General features: G+C 58.0%; 17 protein-coding genes. 11 read left to right on the top strand and 6 right to left on the bottom strand.

Translation table 11 applies throughout. The annotated features are described in order from the left end of the window. Nucleotides 1–2 precede the first annotated feature (2 nt). Both B3Z17_RS12765 and bioB read right to left on the bottom strand, forming a co-directional pair. Nucleotides 3–1,265 (bottom strand): adenosylmethionine--8-amino-7-oxononanoate transaminase, encoded by a 1,263-nt coding sequence (locus B3Z17_RS12765; protein ID WP_286830103.1) that lies wholly within the window; start codon nt 1,263–1,265, stop codon nt 3–5. A 2-nt stretch (nt 1,266–1,267) separates the two neighbouring features. Beyond that, nucleotides 1,268–2,257, bottom strand: a complete 990-nt coding sequence (gene bioB / locus B3Z17_RS12760) for a biotin synthase BioB (RefSeq protein WP_333697800.1) — start codon at nt 2,255–2,257, stop codon at nt 1,268–1,270. 152 nt (nt 2,258–2,409) lie between these two features. Here bioB and B3Z17_RS12755 point away from each other — a divergent pair, with 152 nt between their 5' ends. The 5 genes from B3Z17_RS12755 (at nt 2,410) to B3Z17_RS12735 (ending at nt 6,200) form a co-directional block, all read left to right on the top strand. Further along, nucleotides 2,410–3,612 carry an aminotransferase class I/II-fold pyridoxal phosphate-dependent enzyme gene (locus B3Z17_RS12755; protein ID WP_349680328.1) on the top strand — a complete coding sequence of 401 codons (1,203 nt, stop codon included), beginning with the start codon at nt 2,410–2,412 and terminating at the stop codon, nt 3,610–3,612. Nucleotide 3,613: 1 nt separating this feature from the next. Beyond that, complete coding sequence (gene bioD / locus B3Z17_RS12750; protein WP_286830101.1) at nt 3,614–4,300, top strand: dethiobiotin synthase; 687 nt, start codon at nt 3,614–3,616, stop codon at nt 4,298–4,300. A 213-nt stretch (nt 4,301–4,513) separates the two neighbouring features. Beyond that, nucleotides 4,514–4,738, top strand: coding sequence for a hypothetical protein (locus tag B3Z17_RS12745; RefSeq protein ID WP_068300965.1), 225 nt, complete (start codon nt 4,514–4,516; stop codon nt 4,736–4,738). A gap of 275 nt (nt 4,739–5,013) precedes the next feature. Then, nucleotides 5,014–5,796, top strand: coding sequence for a helix-turn-helix transcriptional regulator (locus B3Z17_RS12740; RefSeq protein WP_068300976.1), 783 nt, complete (start codon nt 5,014–5,016; stop codon nt 5,794–5,796). Nucleotides 5,797–5,942: 146 nt separating this feature from the next. Next, complete coding sequence (locus B3Z17_RS12735) at nt 5,943–6,200, top strand: sulfurtransferase TusA family protein (protein WP_286830100.1); 258 nt, start codon at nt 5,943–5,945, stop codon at nt 6,198–6,200. 27 nt (nt 6,201–6,227) lie between these two features. Here the strand turns inward: B3Z17_RS12735 and B3Z17_RS12730 are convergent, their stop codons facing one another. The 3 genes from B3Z17_RS12730 to B3Z17_RS12720 form a co-directional block, all read right to left on the bottom strand. After that, nucleotides 6,228–6,983: a TIGR02186 family protein gene (locus tag B3Z17_RS12730; RefSeq protein WP_286830099.1), complete on the bottom strand. Its 756-nt coding sequence runs from the start codon at nt 6,981–6,983 to the stop codon at nt 6,228–6,230. After that, nucleotides 6,983–7,924, bottom strand: a complete 942-nt coding sequence (locus B3Z17_RS12725) for a sulfite exporter TauE/SafE family protein (RefSeq protein WP_068300988.1) — start codon at nt 7,922–7,924, stop codon at nt 6,983–6,985. The genes B3Z17_RS12730 and B3Z17_RS12725 overlap by 1 nt, the downstream gene beginning before the upstream one ends. Before the next feature lie 98 nt (nt 7,925–8,022). Further along, on the bottom strand, nt 8,023–8,388 hold the full coding sequence (locus tag B3Z17_RS12720; RefSeq protein ID WP_286830098.1) for a DUF962 domain-containing protein: 366 nt from the start codon (nt 8,386–8,388) through the stop codon (nt 8,023–8,025). A 217-nt stretch (nt 8,389–8,605) separates the two neighbouring features. On the opposite strand from B3Z17_RS12720, the gene B3Z17_RS12715 reads away from it, so the two are divergent. From B3Z17_RS12715 to B3Z17_RS12690, 6 genes are all read left to right on the top strand, one after another. Next, nucleotides 8,606–9,049, top strand: a complete 444-nt coding sequence (locus B3Z17_RS12715) for a MerR family transcriptional regulator (RefSeq protein WP_068300995.1) — start codon at nt 8,606–8,608, stop codon at nt 9,047–9,049. A gap of 48 nt (nt 9,050–9,097) precedes the next feature. Further along, nucleotides 9,098–10,891 carry an acyl-CoA dehydrogenase C-terminal domain-containing protein gene (locus B3Z17_RS12710; protein WP_286830097.1) on the top strand — a complete coding sequence of 598 codons (1,794 nt, stop codon included), beginning with the start codon at nt 9,098–9,100 and terminating at the stop codon, nt 10,889–10,891. Nucleotides 10,892–10,921: 30 nt separating this feature from the next. Beyond that, entirely contained in the window at nt 10,922–12,127 is a 1,206-nt protein-coding gene (locus B3Z17_RS12705) for an acetyl-CoA C-acetyltransferase (protein ID WP_068301006.1), read from the top strand. A gap of 23 nt (nt 12,128–12,150) precedes the next feature. Further along, the gene (locus tag B3Z17_RS12700; RefSeq protein WP_286830096.1) at nt 12,151–14,367 is read left to right on the top strand and encodes a 3-hydroxyacyl-CoA dehydrogenase NAD-binding domain-containing protein; all 2,217 of its coding nucleotides are present in this window, start codon (nt 12,151–12,153) and stop codon (nt 14,365–14,367) included. Between the two features lie 92 nt (nt 14,368–14,459). Continuing rightward, the gene (locus B3Z17_RS12695) at nt 14,460–15,398 is read left to right on the top strand and encodes a hypothetical protein (RefSeq protein WP_286830095.1); all 939 of its coding nucleotides are present in this window, start codon (nt 14,460–14,462) and stop codon (nt 15,396–15,398) included. Nucleotides 15,399–15,504: 106 nt separating this feature from the next. After that, nucleotides 15,505–16,125 carry a carboxymuconolactone decarboxylase family protein gene (locus B3Z17_RS12690; RefSeq protein ID WP_286830094.1) on the top strand — a complete coding sequence of 207 codons (621 nt, stop codon included), beginning with the start codon at nt 15,505–15,507 and terminating at the stop codon, nt 16,123–16,125. Nucleotides 16,126–16,128: 3 nt separating this feature from the next. Here B3Z17_RS12690 and B3Z17_RS12685 read toward each other — a convergent pair whose 3' ends face one another. Beyond that, nucleotides 16,129–16,665, bottom strand: a complete 537-nt coding sequence (locus B3Z17_RS12685; protein WP_286830093.1) for a Crp/Fnr family transcriptional regulator — start codon at nt 16,663–16,665, stop codon at nt 16,129–16,131. Nucleotides 16,666–16,712 lie beyond the last annotated feature (47 nt).

The raw sequence follows: 16,712 nt of genomic DNA, 5'->3' as shown, positions 1-16,712 counted from the left end.
CCTCAGGCTTCAGACAGAACCTTGTAGATTGAGCCGGTGAGCTTTGTTAAGTCCGCCGGCTCAATGATAAGCGGCGGCGTCAGATAGACAATGTCGCGGAATGGCCGGATCCACACGCCTTCGGCCACAAATTTCGGCTTCAGCGCTTCAATCATGGACGCGTCTTCAAGCTGCACCACACCAATAGCGCCTTTCACCCGCACGCTTTTCACATTGTCCAGGAACCCGCAGGGTGCCAGCTCCGCCATCATCTGATGCTGGATGGCCTCGGCCTTGGCTTCATAATCTTCACGCTCGAACAGATCGAGCGAGGCATTGGCCGCCGCACACCCAAGCGCATGCGCCATATAGGTGGGGCCGTGCATCAGTGCTTTCATCGGATCGTCGTCATAAAAGGCATCAAAGATGGTATCGCGCGCTACACAAACGGAAAGCGGCGCCACCCCGCCCGACAGGGCTTTCGACAGTGTCACCATATCGGGCACGATGCCGGCCTGATCAATGGCGAAGCAGGTGCCCGTGCGGTAGAAGCCAGTGAAAATCTCATCGACGATCATCAGCACACCCGCCGCATCACACGCCTGCCTGATCCACTGAAGGGTCTCGGGCGTGTGGAACACCATGCCGCCCGCGCCCTGCACTAGCGGTTCCGTGATCACCGCCGCAACATCCGGCGCGTTGACCTTCAGGAACGCGGCAAAGCGTTCCGCGCCTTCAGCATCCCGCGGCAGGTCGGTCAGCAGGTTTTCCGCCAGCATGCCCTTGAACATGCCGTGCATGCCCTCTTCCGGGTCGCACACTGCCATGGTGCCGAGCGTGTCGCCGTGATAAGTGCCGCGGAAATGCACGAACTTGGTGCGCCTTTCACCCCGGTTCATGAAATATTGCGCCGTCATCTTCATGGCCACCTCAACGGAAACCGAGCCGGATTCCGCAATGAAACAGCGGTTCAGGTCCCCCGGCAGCATGGCCGCGAGGCGTGAACTCAGTTTCAAGGCCTGCTCATGCACCAGCCCGCCGAACATGACATGCGGCATCGCATCAAGCTGCGCCTTCATAGCGTCCAGAATGTGGGGGTGATTGTAGCCGTGCGCCGCCGCCCACCAGCTGGAAATGCCGTCAATCAGCTCGCGCCCGTCATCCAGCGTGATGCGCACGCCACTTGTTGCCTTCACGGGCAAGGGCGGTGTTGCCGTCTTCATCTGGGTATAGGGCAGCCAGATATGCTGGATGCCCTCATCAAACCATGTGGGGGTACCCGCCATGTTTACGCCGGGCTGAGGCCAAGCTTCGAGAACAGGGCCATGTCCTTGTTGTTTTCAGGGTTCGGCGTGGTCAGAAGCTGCTCGCCATAGAAAATGCTGCTGGCGCCCGCGAGGAAACACAGCGCCTGCGCTTCTTCGGTCATTTCCTGGCGACCGGCCGAAAGGCGCACTTCCGCCTTCGGCATCATGATGCGGGCGACCGCAATGGTGCGCACGAACTCAAGTGGGTCGAGGCGCTCAACATGCTCAAGCGGCGTGCCAGGCACTGCCACCAGCATGTTGATCGGCACGCTGTCCGGGTGCTGATCAAGGTTCGCCAGCGTCTGCAGCATGCCCGCACGGTCTTCAACGCGCTCGCCCATACCCACAATGCCGCCGGAGCAGACATTGATGCCCGCATCACGCACACGGTTCAGCGTGTCGATCCGCTCCTGATAGGTGCGGGTGGTGATGATTTCGCCGTAGAATTCTTCGGACGTGTCGACATTGTGATTGTAATAATCGAGGCCGGCATCCTTCAGCTTTTTGGTCTGGCAGTCAGACAGCATGCCCAGCGTCATGCAGGTTTCCATGCCCAGGTCCTTCACGCCTTCAACCATGGCCACAATCGTGTCCATGTCACGGTCCTTCGGACTGGTCCAGGCTGCACCCATGCAGTAGCGCGACGCGCCGCCGGCCTTGGCCTTCTTGGCGGCGTCGATCACGCGCTCTACTTCCATCAGCTTGGTGGCTTCAAGGCCGGTTGTCTTTTTATGCTTGGCCGACTGGGAGCAGTAACCACAGTCTTCCGCACAGCCACCGGTCTTGATGGAGATCAGCTGGCTCAACTGCACTTTATTGGGATCATGATAGATGCGGTGAACGCGCCCGGCCTCAAACACCAGGTCCATAAAAGGCTTTTCAAACAAGGCCATAACTTCTTGGCGCGTCCAGTCGTGGCGGATCGGGGCATCAGCATTGTTGGCGGCGTCGAAAGTAGCTGGGGCGTTCATGTTTCTCTCCATTGCCGCACGGGCTTTGTGCGGTCGGTTTTATTTGGCCGCTAATGTGCGGGGATAGGCCGCGAAGTCAAGGAAAAAGGCCCATTGACTGGACGCCGGACAGTGCTTAAGTCACCCCCATGCAACAGAATGTGAAAGCCGCCATGCCCAGCCCAGACAGTCCGTCAGACAGTCCATCAGCCTGCCCTACCGACAGCCTGTCTGATTTCGCCCTCGGCAAGCTGGCAACCCTTGAAGCCAGGAACCAACGCCGCACGCTGGTGGACACGGCCCGGTCTGCCGCCATGGCGCTGTCGGTGAACGGCGGCGCCCCACTCATCAGCTTCACAGACAATGACTATCTGGGCCTGTCCACCCACCCGGACGTGGTGGCGGCGGCCAAGGCGGCGGCAAACGAATATGGTGCGGGGTCTGGCGCCAGCCGGCTGGTAACCGGCAACCACCCGCTGTACCGCGCGCTCGAAGAAAAGATCGCTACCATCAAAGGCACGGAAGATGCGGCCGTGTTCGGCTCAGGCTATCTGGCGAATGTCGGCATTATCCCGACGCTTGTGGGCAAGGACGACCTGATCATCGCGGATGAGCTGGTGCACACCTGCATCCATGCGGGCATGCAACTGTCACGCGCCACGGTGAAATTCTTCCGCCATAATGATGTCGCCCACGCTGCGGAGCTTTTGGCCGAGCACCGCGCCGCCCATAACCGCTGCCTGATGGTGGTGGACGGGGTCTATTCCATGGACGGTGATATCGCCCCCCTCAAGGATCTCGGCCTGCTGGCCAGAAACCATGATGCCTGGCTAATGAACGACGACGCCCATGCGCTGGGGACCATTGGTGGGGGACGCGGGTCCATGTACGCCACGGGGGCGGAAGGCCTTGTCCCACTGCAGATGGGCACACTCTCGAAGGCTGTCGGGTCCTATGGCGGCTATCTGGCAGCATCAAAGCCGGTGATCGACCTGATCAAGACCCGCGCGCGGTCTTTCATCTATACCACCGGCCTGCCACCCGCCGCTGTTGGCGCGAGCCTGAAGGCGCTTGAGCTGATCGAAACCGACGCTGCCATGGTGGCGCGTCCGGTCAAGCTCGCGCAGGTATTTGCCGAAGTGCTGGGCCTACCCAGACCCGAGACACCCATCGTACCACTTGTGATCGGCACGGAAACCGACGCCCTGGACGCGTCAGAACAGCTGACCAGGGAAGGCTTCAAAGTCATCGCTTTCCGCCCGCCCACCGTGCCTGAAGGCACCTCCCGCCTGCGCTTCAGCTTTTCCGCCAGCCACCGGGACGCGGATGTCGCGCGGCTGATTGAGGTATGCCAAAAACTGGATTTGGGGGGCTGATATGGCAGGGCTTTTCATCACTGCAACCGGTACGGAAATCGGCAAAACGCTGGTGACCGCCGCGCTGTGCCATCAGGCGCGTGAGGCAGGCACGCCTCTGCAGACGCTGAAGCCCATCATCAGCGGCCTGGACGCTGACACCATGGCCGACAGCGACACCGCCGTGATCGCACAGGCCCTTGGCTTGCCCATCAATGACACGACTTTTGACCAGATCTCCCCTTTCCGCTTCAAGGCGCCGCTGGCCCCCACCATGGCGGCCAAGGCCGAGGGCCGAACGCTGGATTATGATGCTGTCATCCAAACCTGCCGGGGGGCACTTGAAAGTGATAACTTTACCCTGATCGAAGGGGTTGGTGGGTCTTTCGTACCTCTTGCTGATGGCCGGCTTGTAGCTGACTGGATTACCGACCTGGGACTGGAGAGCATCCTGGTTGCAGGCAGCTATCTGGGCACCATCTCCCATACCATCAGTACGCTGGAGGCCATGCAGGCGCGCGGCCTGAAGGTACGGGCGATTGTGGTCAGTGAAAGCGCGCCCGGCACGCTTTACGCCAACCCGGACCTGGCTGAAACAGCGAATGAAATAGAGCGCCTGACCGGCCTGCCGGTGGCCACCATCCCGCGCATCCAGGCAGCACACCCCTGGCGCCATGTGCCGCCGCTCCTGCACCTGCTAGACGCCTGAACGCCTCAAGATCACTGCTCCAATTTGGCACGGCAAGCCTTGCCAAGGGGCGGCAGCTTTCACCCGGCAGCTTTGTCCGCTCACACGCAAAACGGGTGACACAATAAGGGTGCTTTTCGCCCAACCCCTTGAAAACCCTAAAGGCCAAAAGTTGGCACGCCTGTTGCTGATAAAGAGGGCAAGTTTAAAACGCCGCTTCTAGGAGGTCTTCAGATGCAACAGTCCCTGCCATTCGATCCAAACTATTATTTTGGTCTCGTTGCCGAGAACCTTCTGAAGAACTTGGGCCCCAAGGCGCTGGACTATGCAGATGAGGCTCTATCGAAGATGAAGGCGATTGGCGACGAAGAGGGGTTCGATCTTTGGCTATCGATCCATGAGCATCTGACCACCATCGCAGCAGACTCGTTTAAGACACGCCGGACCATCGTCCACTAAATACAGTTTCAGTTTCGAGTTTGCGGACGGAACAACTCTCAGCACCCGGCACCCAACCGTTCCGTCCGTTTTACCGGGAACACCCAACCCGGTAAAAGCCCGCCCTCACCCAGGGCGGGCTTTATTTATGTGTGCGCCCGGACACCCCCCGAAAAATACGCAATCGGTGGGCGACAAAAACATTTCAAATGTCTATATTTCCTTGAAATAGCGGCTGTTCTGCTCATTCTTACAAAAAAAGATAATCATACCGATCACCAAACGGAGACTCTTTTGTGGAAAGTGTCAGCACCCTAATCGGCCAGCTGGAGGCGGTCGATACCAGCCACGATGTGTGGCAGCTGTTCCTGGATTTTGTCAGCGACCGCGGTTTCAAGTGCGCCACCTATGGCTATAGCTATGCGCCGATCAATTCGCGGGTGGAGACCGACAATGGCAAGGACACGCACGTGCGGGTTTCCCTTGCTGGTCGCACCTGGATCACCAGCATGCCTAAAGAAGGCGTTGAGGAATATCTGAGTCGGAAGTATGAGAAGGTGGACCCGATGATCCACCAGATCGAGAAGCGGTCCATGCAGCCGCTGTATATGGCACGGGAGCTTCTGGACCCGCGCGACCCCAACTTCGAAGGCTTCGACTTCCTGCTCCAAAGAGCCGAGCACTATGGCATCTTTTCCGCCGTAGGCTTCCCGCTCAGGCATCCGTTCGGGCGCGGCCACGGTGAAGTAACGCTGCACTGCGAGCATCCGTTCGATAAACTGAAGAACATCATGAAAATGCATGGCGACGAAGTGCACCTGGCCAGTCTCTATATGCACACATTCTATCAGCCGCTTGAGCGTACCGAACGCGCCGCCAGCGTGGGCATCAAAGGCCGGCCTCTTGAGGTACTGCAGCAACTGAATGCCGGGCTCACGAACGGCCAGATTGCAGACCGCCTGGGCGTCAGCGCACCGACGGTATCGTTCCATATCAAGGAACTGAAAGACGCGCTTGAAGTGACAAGCACCCGTGAAATCCTGCCAAGCGCCCTCCGCCTGGGCATCCTCGAGGACTAACCCCCGCCTTGCCAAGCACTTGCATGCCTTCTATATAGCGCCGCTGTTAACGCGCTATATAGAAATAGCGCGTAAACTTGGCACTTAAGGCAACGCGCGGTCCCGCCGCGACGGTACAGTCACCCATTGGGTTAGGGTTATGAAAAATGGATGATACCGACGAACGGTTCGCAGCCCATCTGGATGTTACGGGCATGCTGTGTCCCATGCCGGTCCTCAGGACCCGACGCAAACTGGATGATCTGTCGCCCGGCGACATGCTGCTGGTTGAGGCCAGCGATCCGGCCGTGGTGCAGGACATGCCAGCCTTTTGCTCTATGGCTGGTCACACGCTGGTCATGGCCCGCGTGGAAGGCGAGAAATATCTGTTTGAGATCAGGAAAGGTGACGGCGAGCAGGCCTGAACCAGCCACCCAGGTAGCAGCGCGCCCTTATTTGCGGCCCAGGACACCCGCGAGCCAGCCAGCCCCAAGCGCCACAAACACGGCCACGATGCCATACCAGAAAGGGTATCCGTGAGCGAAGTTATAGGCGGCGCGTTCAAACCCTTCCTTGTCCACTGTAAGCGCGATACGGTTTCTTGACCGCATGCTGCCATGCTGGAAAATGAAGGTTTCCACAATAAATTCCCCAACCGGTACATTCGCTGGCAGGTGCACGTTGGTGCGGAACAGGCCCTGGCCAATGATGGCCACTTCATCGCGTTCCTGCCGGTACAGGCCCTCGTTGCTTCTGAGACGGAAAAGCGCATCGCGGAACTCAGGGTCAGGCATGGCGAGGCCCGCACCTGTTTCCGCCACCAGCGGCAGGTTATGGAAGCCGATCCCATAGGATGCGAAAGCGACCGGGGTGGCAATTTCCTTCAGGGGGCGCGTAGCCGCAACCGCATAATAACCAGGTGCGGACGGGAAGCGTAGATTGTCCTGATTGACCCAGATGGCCCCAACCTTGGCCTTCTTGCGGACAACGGCTGCAGATTCAGGCCCGCGCACCACAATCACCACATCATAGTCATCCTGGCGCACATCGATGTTGGTGGAACCAACAGCGCCAAAAAGGATCAATTCTGCGCCGGAAAAGCTATAGCGAATTTCGATCCGCTTGTTTGAAAGATCAGTCACCAGCCCGTTCACCGGCACGGCGAGACCCAGTAACAGGCCGCAGAAAATGGCAAGGCGAGCAATCATCAATTATGCTCCCCCATCACGTCCATGTCGGTCACGGAATACAGCTCAGGCGGTTCGACCATCAGCGCCACAGCCATCTTCGCGCACACCAGCAGTACCATCAGGGCCAGCAGGGCCCTCAATTGTTCCGCCTTGAGCTTCATGCCGATCCGGACGCCAAACTGGGCGCCAATCACCGCGCCGGGCAGCAGCAGGATGGCCAGGAAAATATCAACCGTCTGCGTATTCACCGAATGGAAAACAGTGGTCAGCGCCGTGACAAAGATAATTTGCAGCAGCGAAGTGCCAATCACCACGTTGGTGGGCATGTTGAGAAGATAGATCATCGCCGGCACCATCACGAAGCCGCCGCCAACACCCATGATGGCGGACAAGACACCAACGAAAAAGCCGATCACCAGCGGCAACAGCACGGAGATATAAAGCCGCGATTTGCGGAAACGCATCTTGAACGGCAAGGCATGAATCCACGCCTTGTGGCGCTCTTCGCGCGGTTTCCTGGGCGGCACGATACCCCGCCGCTGGCGAATAATAGCGCGCATGCTCTCCCAGAACATCAGGCCCCCAATGAGCCCCAGAAACACCACATAAGCCAGGGAGATCATCAGATCCACCTGCCCCTGTGCGCGCAGAATCGTAAAGATTTCCGCGCCGATAAAGGCACCAACCCCACCACCTGCGATCAGCACGCCCCCCATTTTGAAATCGACGCCCTGTCGCCTCCAGTGGGCAATCACGCCCGACACACTGGCGGCGGTAATCTGGTTCGACTGGGTTGCCACAGCAACCGCGGGCGGCACTCCGGCGAATATAAGAAGCGGAGTCATCAGGAAGCCGCCACCGACGCCGAAAATGCCAGACAACAAACCCACAAGCGCACCCATGCCCATGACCAAAAAGATGTTCATCGACAATTCTGCTATGGGTAGATACAGAGGCATGCTGCTTCGGTTTCCAAAATGGACAGCGGACGAGTTAACTCAAAGACCTACCGAAACTAATTGTAAAATGCAAACAAAGGCCTAATGGCGGCGAACCATTATGCGCCTTTTACGCCTTTACTGTTGCGGCGGCCATATTGAGCAAGCGCATCTTCAAGGGCAGGCCCCAGCCGGCCGGTGATCCAGAGGCTGTACATCTTATAGTCACCAATCAGCGACCACTTCCAGTAGTCGAAGGTGGCAGGCTTGTTTTTCTCGAACACGAAATGGCCAACCCAGGCGAAGCTGTAGCCGCACAGCGGCACCGCCAGAAGCAGCCACCAGTTCTGGCTGTAGATGGCATAAACCATGACAAGCGTCGCCAGCGTCGTGCCCATATAGTGCAGCGCCCGACAGACCGGGTCAGCATGCTCAGCCAGATAATAAGGAAAAAACTCCCGGAAACTCTCAAATTTTGGTGCCATGATCACTCCCCTTTGCTGGCAATTGCCTTACACCGCCCCCTTTAGACACCGAGTCGCAGTGGATTCCACCAATTAGCTAAGCCATTTTGGCCAAAATCAAACTCATGCGTCCAGAAAATATAAAGGATTTCCAAGAGTCTAGCAATTGTGATTGGATCGCGGTTGACGTTAACGTAAACGTCAACTATCTAATGAACCACATTAGAGGGAACCTTTCATGCCTGCAGACAAGCCAATATCCTACTCTATCAAAGAGCTGGCCTGCGACTTCGGCGTGACGCCAAGAACGCTTCGTCACTATGAGGACCAGGGCCTGATTTCGCCCGAGCGCCAGGGCCAGAACCGAATCTATAGCCAGGAAGACCGTGTGCGTCTGGCCTGGATCCTGCGCGGCAAACGCGTGGGCTTTTCACTGTCCGAGATCGGCGAGATGCTCGATCTCTATAATGTAGGCGACGGTCGTGAGACCCAGCGCGCCGTCACTGTTGACCGCTGCCGGGAACGGATCCGGGCTCTTGAAGCCCAGCGGGACGACATCAATGCCACCATCGAAGAACTGCAAGAATTCTGCGAGCTGATCGCCAACCTGATCCGCGACAAGGATCGGGGCTTGTGGGTGCGCCGGGATACCGGCCAGCCGCTGGGCAAATATCAGCCGTAACAACCATTCGATAAATTCTAGAACAACCAACATAGTTGAGGACCAAAAATGCCAATCTATCGCGCCCCTGTGAAAGACCAGCTCTTTATCCTGAATGAAGTGCTGAATATCGGCAAATATTCCAACCTGCCAGGCTATGCGGAAGCGACCCCGGATCTTGTCAGCGCCATCCTTGAAGAAGGCGCCAAGTTCTGTGAGAACGAGCTTCAGCCCATCAACTACTCTGGCGACCGCGAAGGCTGCACGCGCCATGAAGACGGCACGGTAACCACGCCCAAGGGCTATAAGGAAGCCTACCAGAAGTTTGTCGAGAACGGCTGGTCCAGCCTGACGTCCGACCCCGAGTATGGCGGCCAGGGCCTGCCGCACGTGCTGGGCTTCTGTTTTGAAGAAATGATGATTTCCTCGAACCACGCCTTTGCCATGTACCCGGGCCTCTCGGCGGGCGCCATGGCAGCGATCACAATCGACGGCACAGACGAGCAGAAACAAACCTACCTGCCGAAAATGGTTGCGGGCGAATGGACAGGTACGATGAACCTGACGGAGCCACACTGTGGTACCGACCTTGGCATGCTGCGCACCAAAGCCGAGCCAAATGAGGATGGCTCCTACGCCATTTCCGGCACCAAGATCTTCATCTCGGCCGGTGACCATGACCTGGCGGAAAACATCATCCACCTGGTGCTGGCGCGCCTGCCAGATGCACCGAAGGGCGTGAAGGGTATCTCCCTCTTTATCGTGCCGAAATACAAGCTGGACGCTGACGGAAACCCGGGCGAGTTCAACAATGTGAATGTAGCCTCCATCGAAGAAAAGATGGGCATCCACGGCAACTCCACCTGTGTCCTGAACTATGAAGGTTCGGAAGGCTACCTGATCGGCGAGCCACACAAGGGCCTCAAGTCCATGTTCATCATGATGAACGCAGCCCGCATCGGCGTGGGCATGCAGGGCCTTGGCAACTCTGAAGTTGCTTACCAGAACGCTGTTGAATATGCCCGTGACCGCATCCAGGGCCGCTCGCTGACCGGGCCGAAGAACCCGGACGGCGCCGCCGACCCGATCATCGTGCACCCGGACGTACGCCGCATGCTGATGAACGCCAAGGCCTTCAACGAAGCATCCCGTGCCGCAAGCCTGTGGTGTGGCCTCCTGGTTGACCTGGCGCACAAGGCAGAAACCGAAGAAGAGCGCCAGTGGGCGGACGATATGGTCAGCCTGCTGACCCCGATCATCAAGGGTGTCTTCACCGACCGCGGGTTCGAATATTGCGTATCCAGCCAGCAGATTTTCGGTGGCCACGGCTATATCGCCGAAACCGGCATGGAACAGTTTGTCCGCGACGCGCGCATCTGTCAGATCTATGAAGGCGCCAACGGTATCCAGGCGCTTGACCTGGTGGGCCGCAAGTTGGGCGCCAACGGCGGCCGCGGCGTGCAGGCTTTCTTCAAATATGCGGCTGAAGTTCGCGAAAGCGCCAAAGGCGACGACCGCCTGCGTCCGTTCACCGACGCGCTGGGCCAAGGCCTAAAGGACCTGCAGCAGGCCACCATGTGGCTGATGCAGAACGGCATGGCCAACCCGGACAATGCGGGTGCCGCATCCACGCCTTACATGCACCTGTTTGGCCACGTCCTGTTGGGCCTGATGTGGACCCAGATGGCAAAAGTTTCTACTGACGCGCTGGACGCGGGCACATCTGATCCTACCTTCTATGAGAACAAGCTGGCCACCGGTCGCTACTATGTGAAGCGCCGCATGCCAGAGATCAAAGCCTTGCTTGCAGAACTTGAGACCGGCGCCGAAGACGTCATGGCGCTCGACGCAGCAAACTTCTAAGCACACGGATTCAAGGGGAGTTAATCCAAGATGACCGAAGCCTATATTTATGACGCCGTCCGCACGCCACGAGGCCGTGGCCGCAAGGATGGCAGCCTTCACGAAATCACGCCGATGCAGCTGGCGACCCAGGTTCTTGAGGCCGTGCGTGACCGCAACGAACTGGACACGGAAAACGTCGATGACGTGATCCTGGGCTGTGTAGCCCCGGTTGGCGAACAGGGCGCGGATATCGCCCGTGTTGCCGCCATCAACGCGGGCTACGCCGAAACAACTGCCGGCTTCCAGCTGAACCGCTTCTGTGCCTCTGGCCTTGAAGCTGTGAACGTAGCCGCAGCCAAAGTGATGTCCGGTGAAGCCGACATGGCCATCGGCGGCGGCGTTGAAAGCATGAGCCGTGTGCCCATGGGCAGCGACGGCGGCGCCTGGCCGGCAGACCCGGCCGTGGCCTTCCACAGCTATTTCGTGCCGCAAGGCATTTCCGCAGACCTGATCGCCACCAAATACGGCCACAGCCGTGACGACGTGGATGCCTATGCGGTTGAAAGCCAGAAGCGCGCGAAAGCCGCGTGGGACGACAAGCGCTTCTCGAAATCCATCGTGCCGGTCCGGGACGTTGTTGGCATGAATGTGCTGGACCACGACGAGTTCATGCGCCCCGAGACCACCATGCAAAGCCTTGGCGCACTGAAGCCAAGCTTCGTTCAAATGGGTGAGTTCGGCTTTGATAACGTGGCGCTGCAGAAATACCCTGAGTTTGAGCGCATCAACCACGTGCACCATGCGGGCAACTCGTCCGGCATCGTGGACGGCGCCTCTGCCATCCTCGTTGGCTCCAAGGAAATGGGTGAAAAGCTCGGCCTCAAGGCCCGCGCCCGCATCCGCTCCATGGCGTCTATCGGCTCAGAGCCAACCATCATGCTGACAGGCCCTGAATTTGCGGCCCAGAAAGCGCTGAAGAAGGCTGGCATGAGCACGTCCGACATTGATGTGTGGGAACTCAATGAAGCCTTCGCATCAGTGGTGCTGCGCTTCATGGAAGCCCTGAACATCGACCACGGCGACATCAACGTGAACGGCGGCGCCATTGCCATGGGCCACCCGCTTGGTGCTACCGGCGCAATGATCCTGGGCACGGTCCTGGATGAGCTGGAGCGTTCCGGCAAATCCACCGCGCTTGCCACGCTGTGTATCGGCGCCGGCATGGGCACCGCAACCATCATCGAACGTGTTTAAGAAGCGCAAGGGGAGTATTGAAAATGACTGAGACCATTCGCTACGAAGTAGACGGCGACGGCATCGCGCTTCTGACGATCGACCTGCCAAACGCCAGCATGAACGTTTTTAACGCCCAGCTGATCGAAGACCTTGACGCCACTGTCGACAAGGTGCTGGCTGACGACGCGGTCAAAGGCGCTGTGATCACCTCCGGCAAGGACGCCTTCCTTGCGGGCGCTGACCTGAACATGCTGGGTTCCCAGGAAGCTGACCAGACGCCTGAGCAGGCGTTTGAAAATGCCTTCCGCCTCAACAAGATCCTCCGGAAAATGGAAACCGGCGACAAGGACCGCAAGGTTCTGATGAAAGAAGGCACCAAGCCTTTCGCCGCAGCCGTGAACGGCCTCGCCCTTGGTGGCGGGTTCGAGTTGGTGCTGGCATGCCACTACCGCGTGATTTCCGACACACCTGCCATGCAGCTTGGCTTCCCTGAAGTGATGGTTGGCCTGCTGCCGGGTGCCGGCGGCACACAGCGCCTGCCACGCCTGACAGGCATCCAGGCTGCCGCACAAGCCATCACCACCGGCAAGCCATATAACGGCCAGATCGCCCTTGGCCTTGGCATCGTGCAGGAAATGGTGCCGGGTGATCAGGTTGTCGCCAAAGCCAAAGAGTGGGTCAAAAAGTCCCCATCGGCGCTCGCGCCTTGGGACAAGAAAGGCTTCAAATATCCGGGCGGCGCGGGCGCAATGAACCCGGCGTCCGTTCAGACCTTCGTGGGCGCAAACGCCATGGCGCAGAAGCAGACACAGCACAACTACCCGGCTGTGGAAGCCATCCTGTCATGCCTCTATGAAGGCGGCATTGTTGATTTCGACACCGCGATCCGGATCGAAAGCAAATATTTCATGAAGCTCCTCTCGGGCCCTGTGGCACCGAACATGATCCGCAGCCTGTTCATCAACAAGCAAGCGGTCGAGAAAGGTTCGCTGCGCCCTGACGGGTTCGAGCGCAAGAAAGTCAAGCGCCTGGGCATGCTGGGCGCCGGCCTGATGGGCGCGGGCGTGGCTTATGTTTCCGCCAAAGTGGGCATGGAAGTGGTGCTACTGGACCGCGAGATGGCCGCTGCCGAAAAAGGCAAAGACTATAGTCGCAAGCTCGTGGAAAAAGGCATCAGCCGCGGCAAGGTGACAAAAGAGAAAGGCGACGCCCTTCTCGAGCGCATCATCCCGACCGACAGCTATGACGACCTGAAGGACTGCGACCTGATCATCGAGGCTGTGTTCGAAGCCGAAGACATCAAGAAGGACGTGACCGAGAAGACCGAAGCGGTTATCGGCAAGGACGTTGTGTTTGCATCGAACACTTCCACGCTGCCGATCACGGGTCTGGCGAAAAACTTTACCCGCCCGCACCAGTTTATCGGCATTCACTTCTTCTCGCCGGTCGACAAGATGCCGCTCGTGGAGATCATCATGGGGGAAAAGACCGACGACGCAACGCTTGCGCTTGCGCTCGATTATGTTTCCCAAATCAAGAAGACCCCGATTGTCGTGAACGACAGCCGCGGCTTCTACACCAGTCGCTGCTTCGGCACGTACGTGCAGGAAGGCTATGCCATGGTCAAGGAAGGCGTGAACCCGGCCCTGATCGAGAATGCAGGCAAGATGGCCGGCATGCCGGTTGGCCCGCTGGCGGTTGGCGACGAAGTGGCGATCGACCTCAGCTACAAAGTGGGCATGGCGACACGGAAAGCACTGGGCGACGCCTATGTCCCAAGCCCTGCTGATGACTTTGTCGAGAAAATGGTTGTGGAGCTGGAGCGTTTCGGCCGCAAGAACGGCAAGGGTTCCTATGTGTATCCTGAAGACGGCAGCCCCAAGCACCTGTGGCCTGGCCTTGCCGAGCAGTTCCCGCTCGCTGATGACCAGCCAAGCGTGGATGAAGTGAAATCCCGCCTGATGGTTCGCATGGCCGTTGAATGCGCCCGCTGTTTCGAGGAAGGCGTGCTTCGCGATACGGCCTCGGGCGACATTGGCGCCATCTTCGGCTGGGGCTTCGCACCCTTCACCGGCGGCCCGTTCAGCTTTATCGACACCATGGGTGTTGATGAATTCGTGGCAGAAGCAGACCGTCTGGCACAGGCCTACGGTGCCCGCTTCACACCACCACAGCTGCTGCGCGACATGGCAAACAAGGGCGAGACCTTCTACACCAAAGGCGACAGCCGCGGGCGTATCCCGGCCAAAGCCGCTTAAAAATTTCGCCAGTTCTGGCGCTGTACTGAGTAACAAAGGGGCTGCTTCGGCGGCCCCTTTTTGTTAGGGTGCCGGAAACGATGGGGAAAATGATGCGTTTTTTGATTTTATCTTTGATGATAGCGCTTGGCACACATGCCGCAGCTGACCAAACCGAACCTGCTCCCATACAGGGATATACAACTGAAACATTGAGAAATCCGATCTTCGATGCGGCGCATACAGCCGTTAACACCGCACGTTTTTCCAACTGGTTGACCGAAAATATAGAAAAAATCCCACCACAAAAATGGCCTCCATATCGGGAACACCTTTACGAGCTGATCAACTCCCAAATAATCCAAAGCTACGATCAGACAGGTTTGGTCATGCCAAAGGATGATGACCTTATACTAATGTCCCTTTTTATGTGGGCTGAAAGGTTGGGGGTATATGGGGGAGCACAAGTTTACAATCGGGTCAGACCGAAAGGCATTGAGGTTTTGCCTGTATCCCTACCCCTTCCGGGAGATTTTCAACTGAAATTGGAGGGTGATTTGTTTCACCTTTCCACGGCTCAACAGGGCTGGAAGGTTTACTACCCCTATTTCTTTATGCTTCACGATATTCGCGCCATTAGGACGACCGAAGGGCATACCGCGGCCATCATCACGCTCTCAACCGGCACTGCTTGGCATACTGACCAAACCGGGAAATCGCAGGCAACAATTATGCTGATTGTGTCGCCCGACGCTGAACCAGCTGCTTTTGAAAGTTATTGGAACAAGCTGTTTGGACTTGAAGGAATTTCTTCAGCCAAACTGGCAACGCGGGCAGACCTAGCAAGCAGACATGTTGCCGATTACAGCTTTGGTCCCAACAAAGACAAAACATTACACCGGGAGTTCACAAGCTGGCGAACTGGCAGAAGGATGTTTGGGGTTATGTATTCTGGTCTTGATGGTACCTATCAATGGAACCATCGCCATTTTGAGGACTTCATCAATGCGATGTCCTTTTCTGCTCCTGGGGTAACACCAAAGGAACAGTAGGTGTTTCTAGGCGCCCAACCTCAACACAGATCCTCCTCTTTCATTTTATTGCATTTGCAACTATCATCCCGCCATACAAGCATGGGGATGCTCGGGGAGATAATGCATGAGCTGGATCAGGACGGTGCCGTTTGGGGAAGCGGCGGGGAAACTGCGCGCGATTTATGAGCGGGTCAAAGGGCCGGACGACAATGTGGACAATATCCTGATGGCCCACAGCCTCAGGCCACATACGCTTGAAGGCCATATGACGCTCTATAAATATGTGCTGCACCACAGTGCCAACAAGCTGCCCAAGTGGCTTCTTGAGACCATCGGCACCTACGTCAGCCTCCTCAACGACTGTGCTTACTGCATAGAGCATCACTTTGTCGGCCTGAGGCGCCTTCTGGCGGACGACACCAAATCCTTCGCCATCAGGCGCGCCATGGAACAGGGTGACCTGGCCCCAACCATCTCAGACAGCCATCTTTCGGCCCGCGATGTGGCCGCGCTGGATTATGCCGCTCTCCTGACCCGAACGCCGTCTGCCGTCAGCGAAAACCATATCGATGCCCTGCGCGCGGCGGGCTTCGATGACGGCGAGATACTCGAGATCAATCAGGTCACCGCCTATTTCGCCTATGCCAACCGTACGGTTCTCGGCCTTGGGGTTACCACAGACGGCGACGCGCTGGGTCTCAGCCCCGGCGACAATGACGACCCCGACAATTGGGGCCACAACTGAGCGTCATGCACCCCGCTCAGCCAGCCGCTTCTTGATACGGCTGAGCGCCACCGGGGTAATACCCAGATAAGCCGCGATATCCTGTTGGGTCACGCGCGCGGCCAGTTCAGGCATGCGCGCCAACAGCCGCTGGTAGCGCTGTTCAGCGGACAGGCACAGCAATTCATACTCCCGGCGCTCTTTCTTCATCGCAAGGTCAAGCAGCAGGCCGGTGACCATCTCGGACAACAGCGGATGCCGGGCTGCCACATCGCGCAGATGGTCATACGAGAAACGCTCCAGGACACAGTCTTCCATGCAGACGAGACTGAAGGTTGCGGGCTCTGCCGCACAAGCAGCCGTCAGGCTACCGATCACCTTCCCGGCCTCCAGGAACGACTTGATCTGCTCGCCGCCGCTTTCGGTGACATAATAGGCTTTCAGGAAACCTGCACGGATCAAATAAAGGCTTGGGTCCGTATCTCCCTGCCTGAATACATGGCTGCCGCGCGCAAACTCGCGCCTTTCCCCATGGTCTTTCAGATAGTCGGAAAAATCCATCGCCTCTTAACCCAGGTTAATGCCGCCGCCTCATGCGCAGCCTTATC

Origin of the sequence: Kordiimonas sp. UBA4487, assembly GCF_002389025.1 — a bacterium.
Taxonomy (GTDB): Bacteria; Pseudomonadota; Alphaproteobacteria; order Sphingomonadales; family Kordiimonadaceae; genus Kordiimonas; species Kordiimonas lacus.
This window is presented reverse-complemented; position numbering and strand designations above follow the sequence as displayed.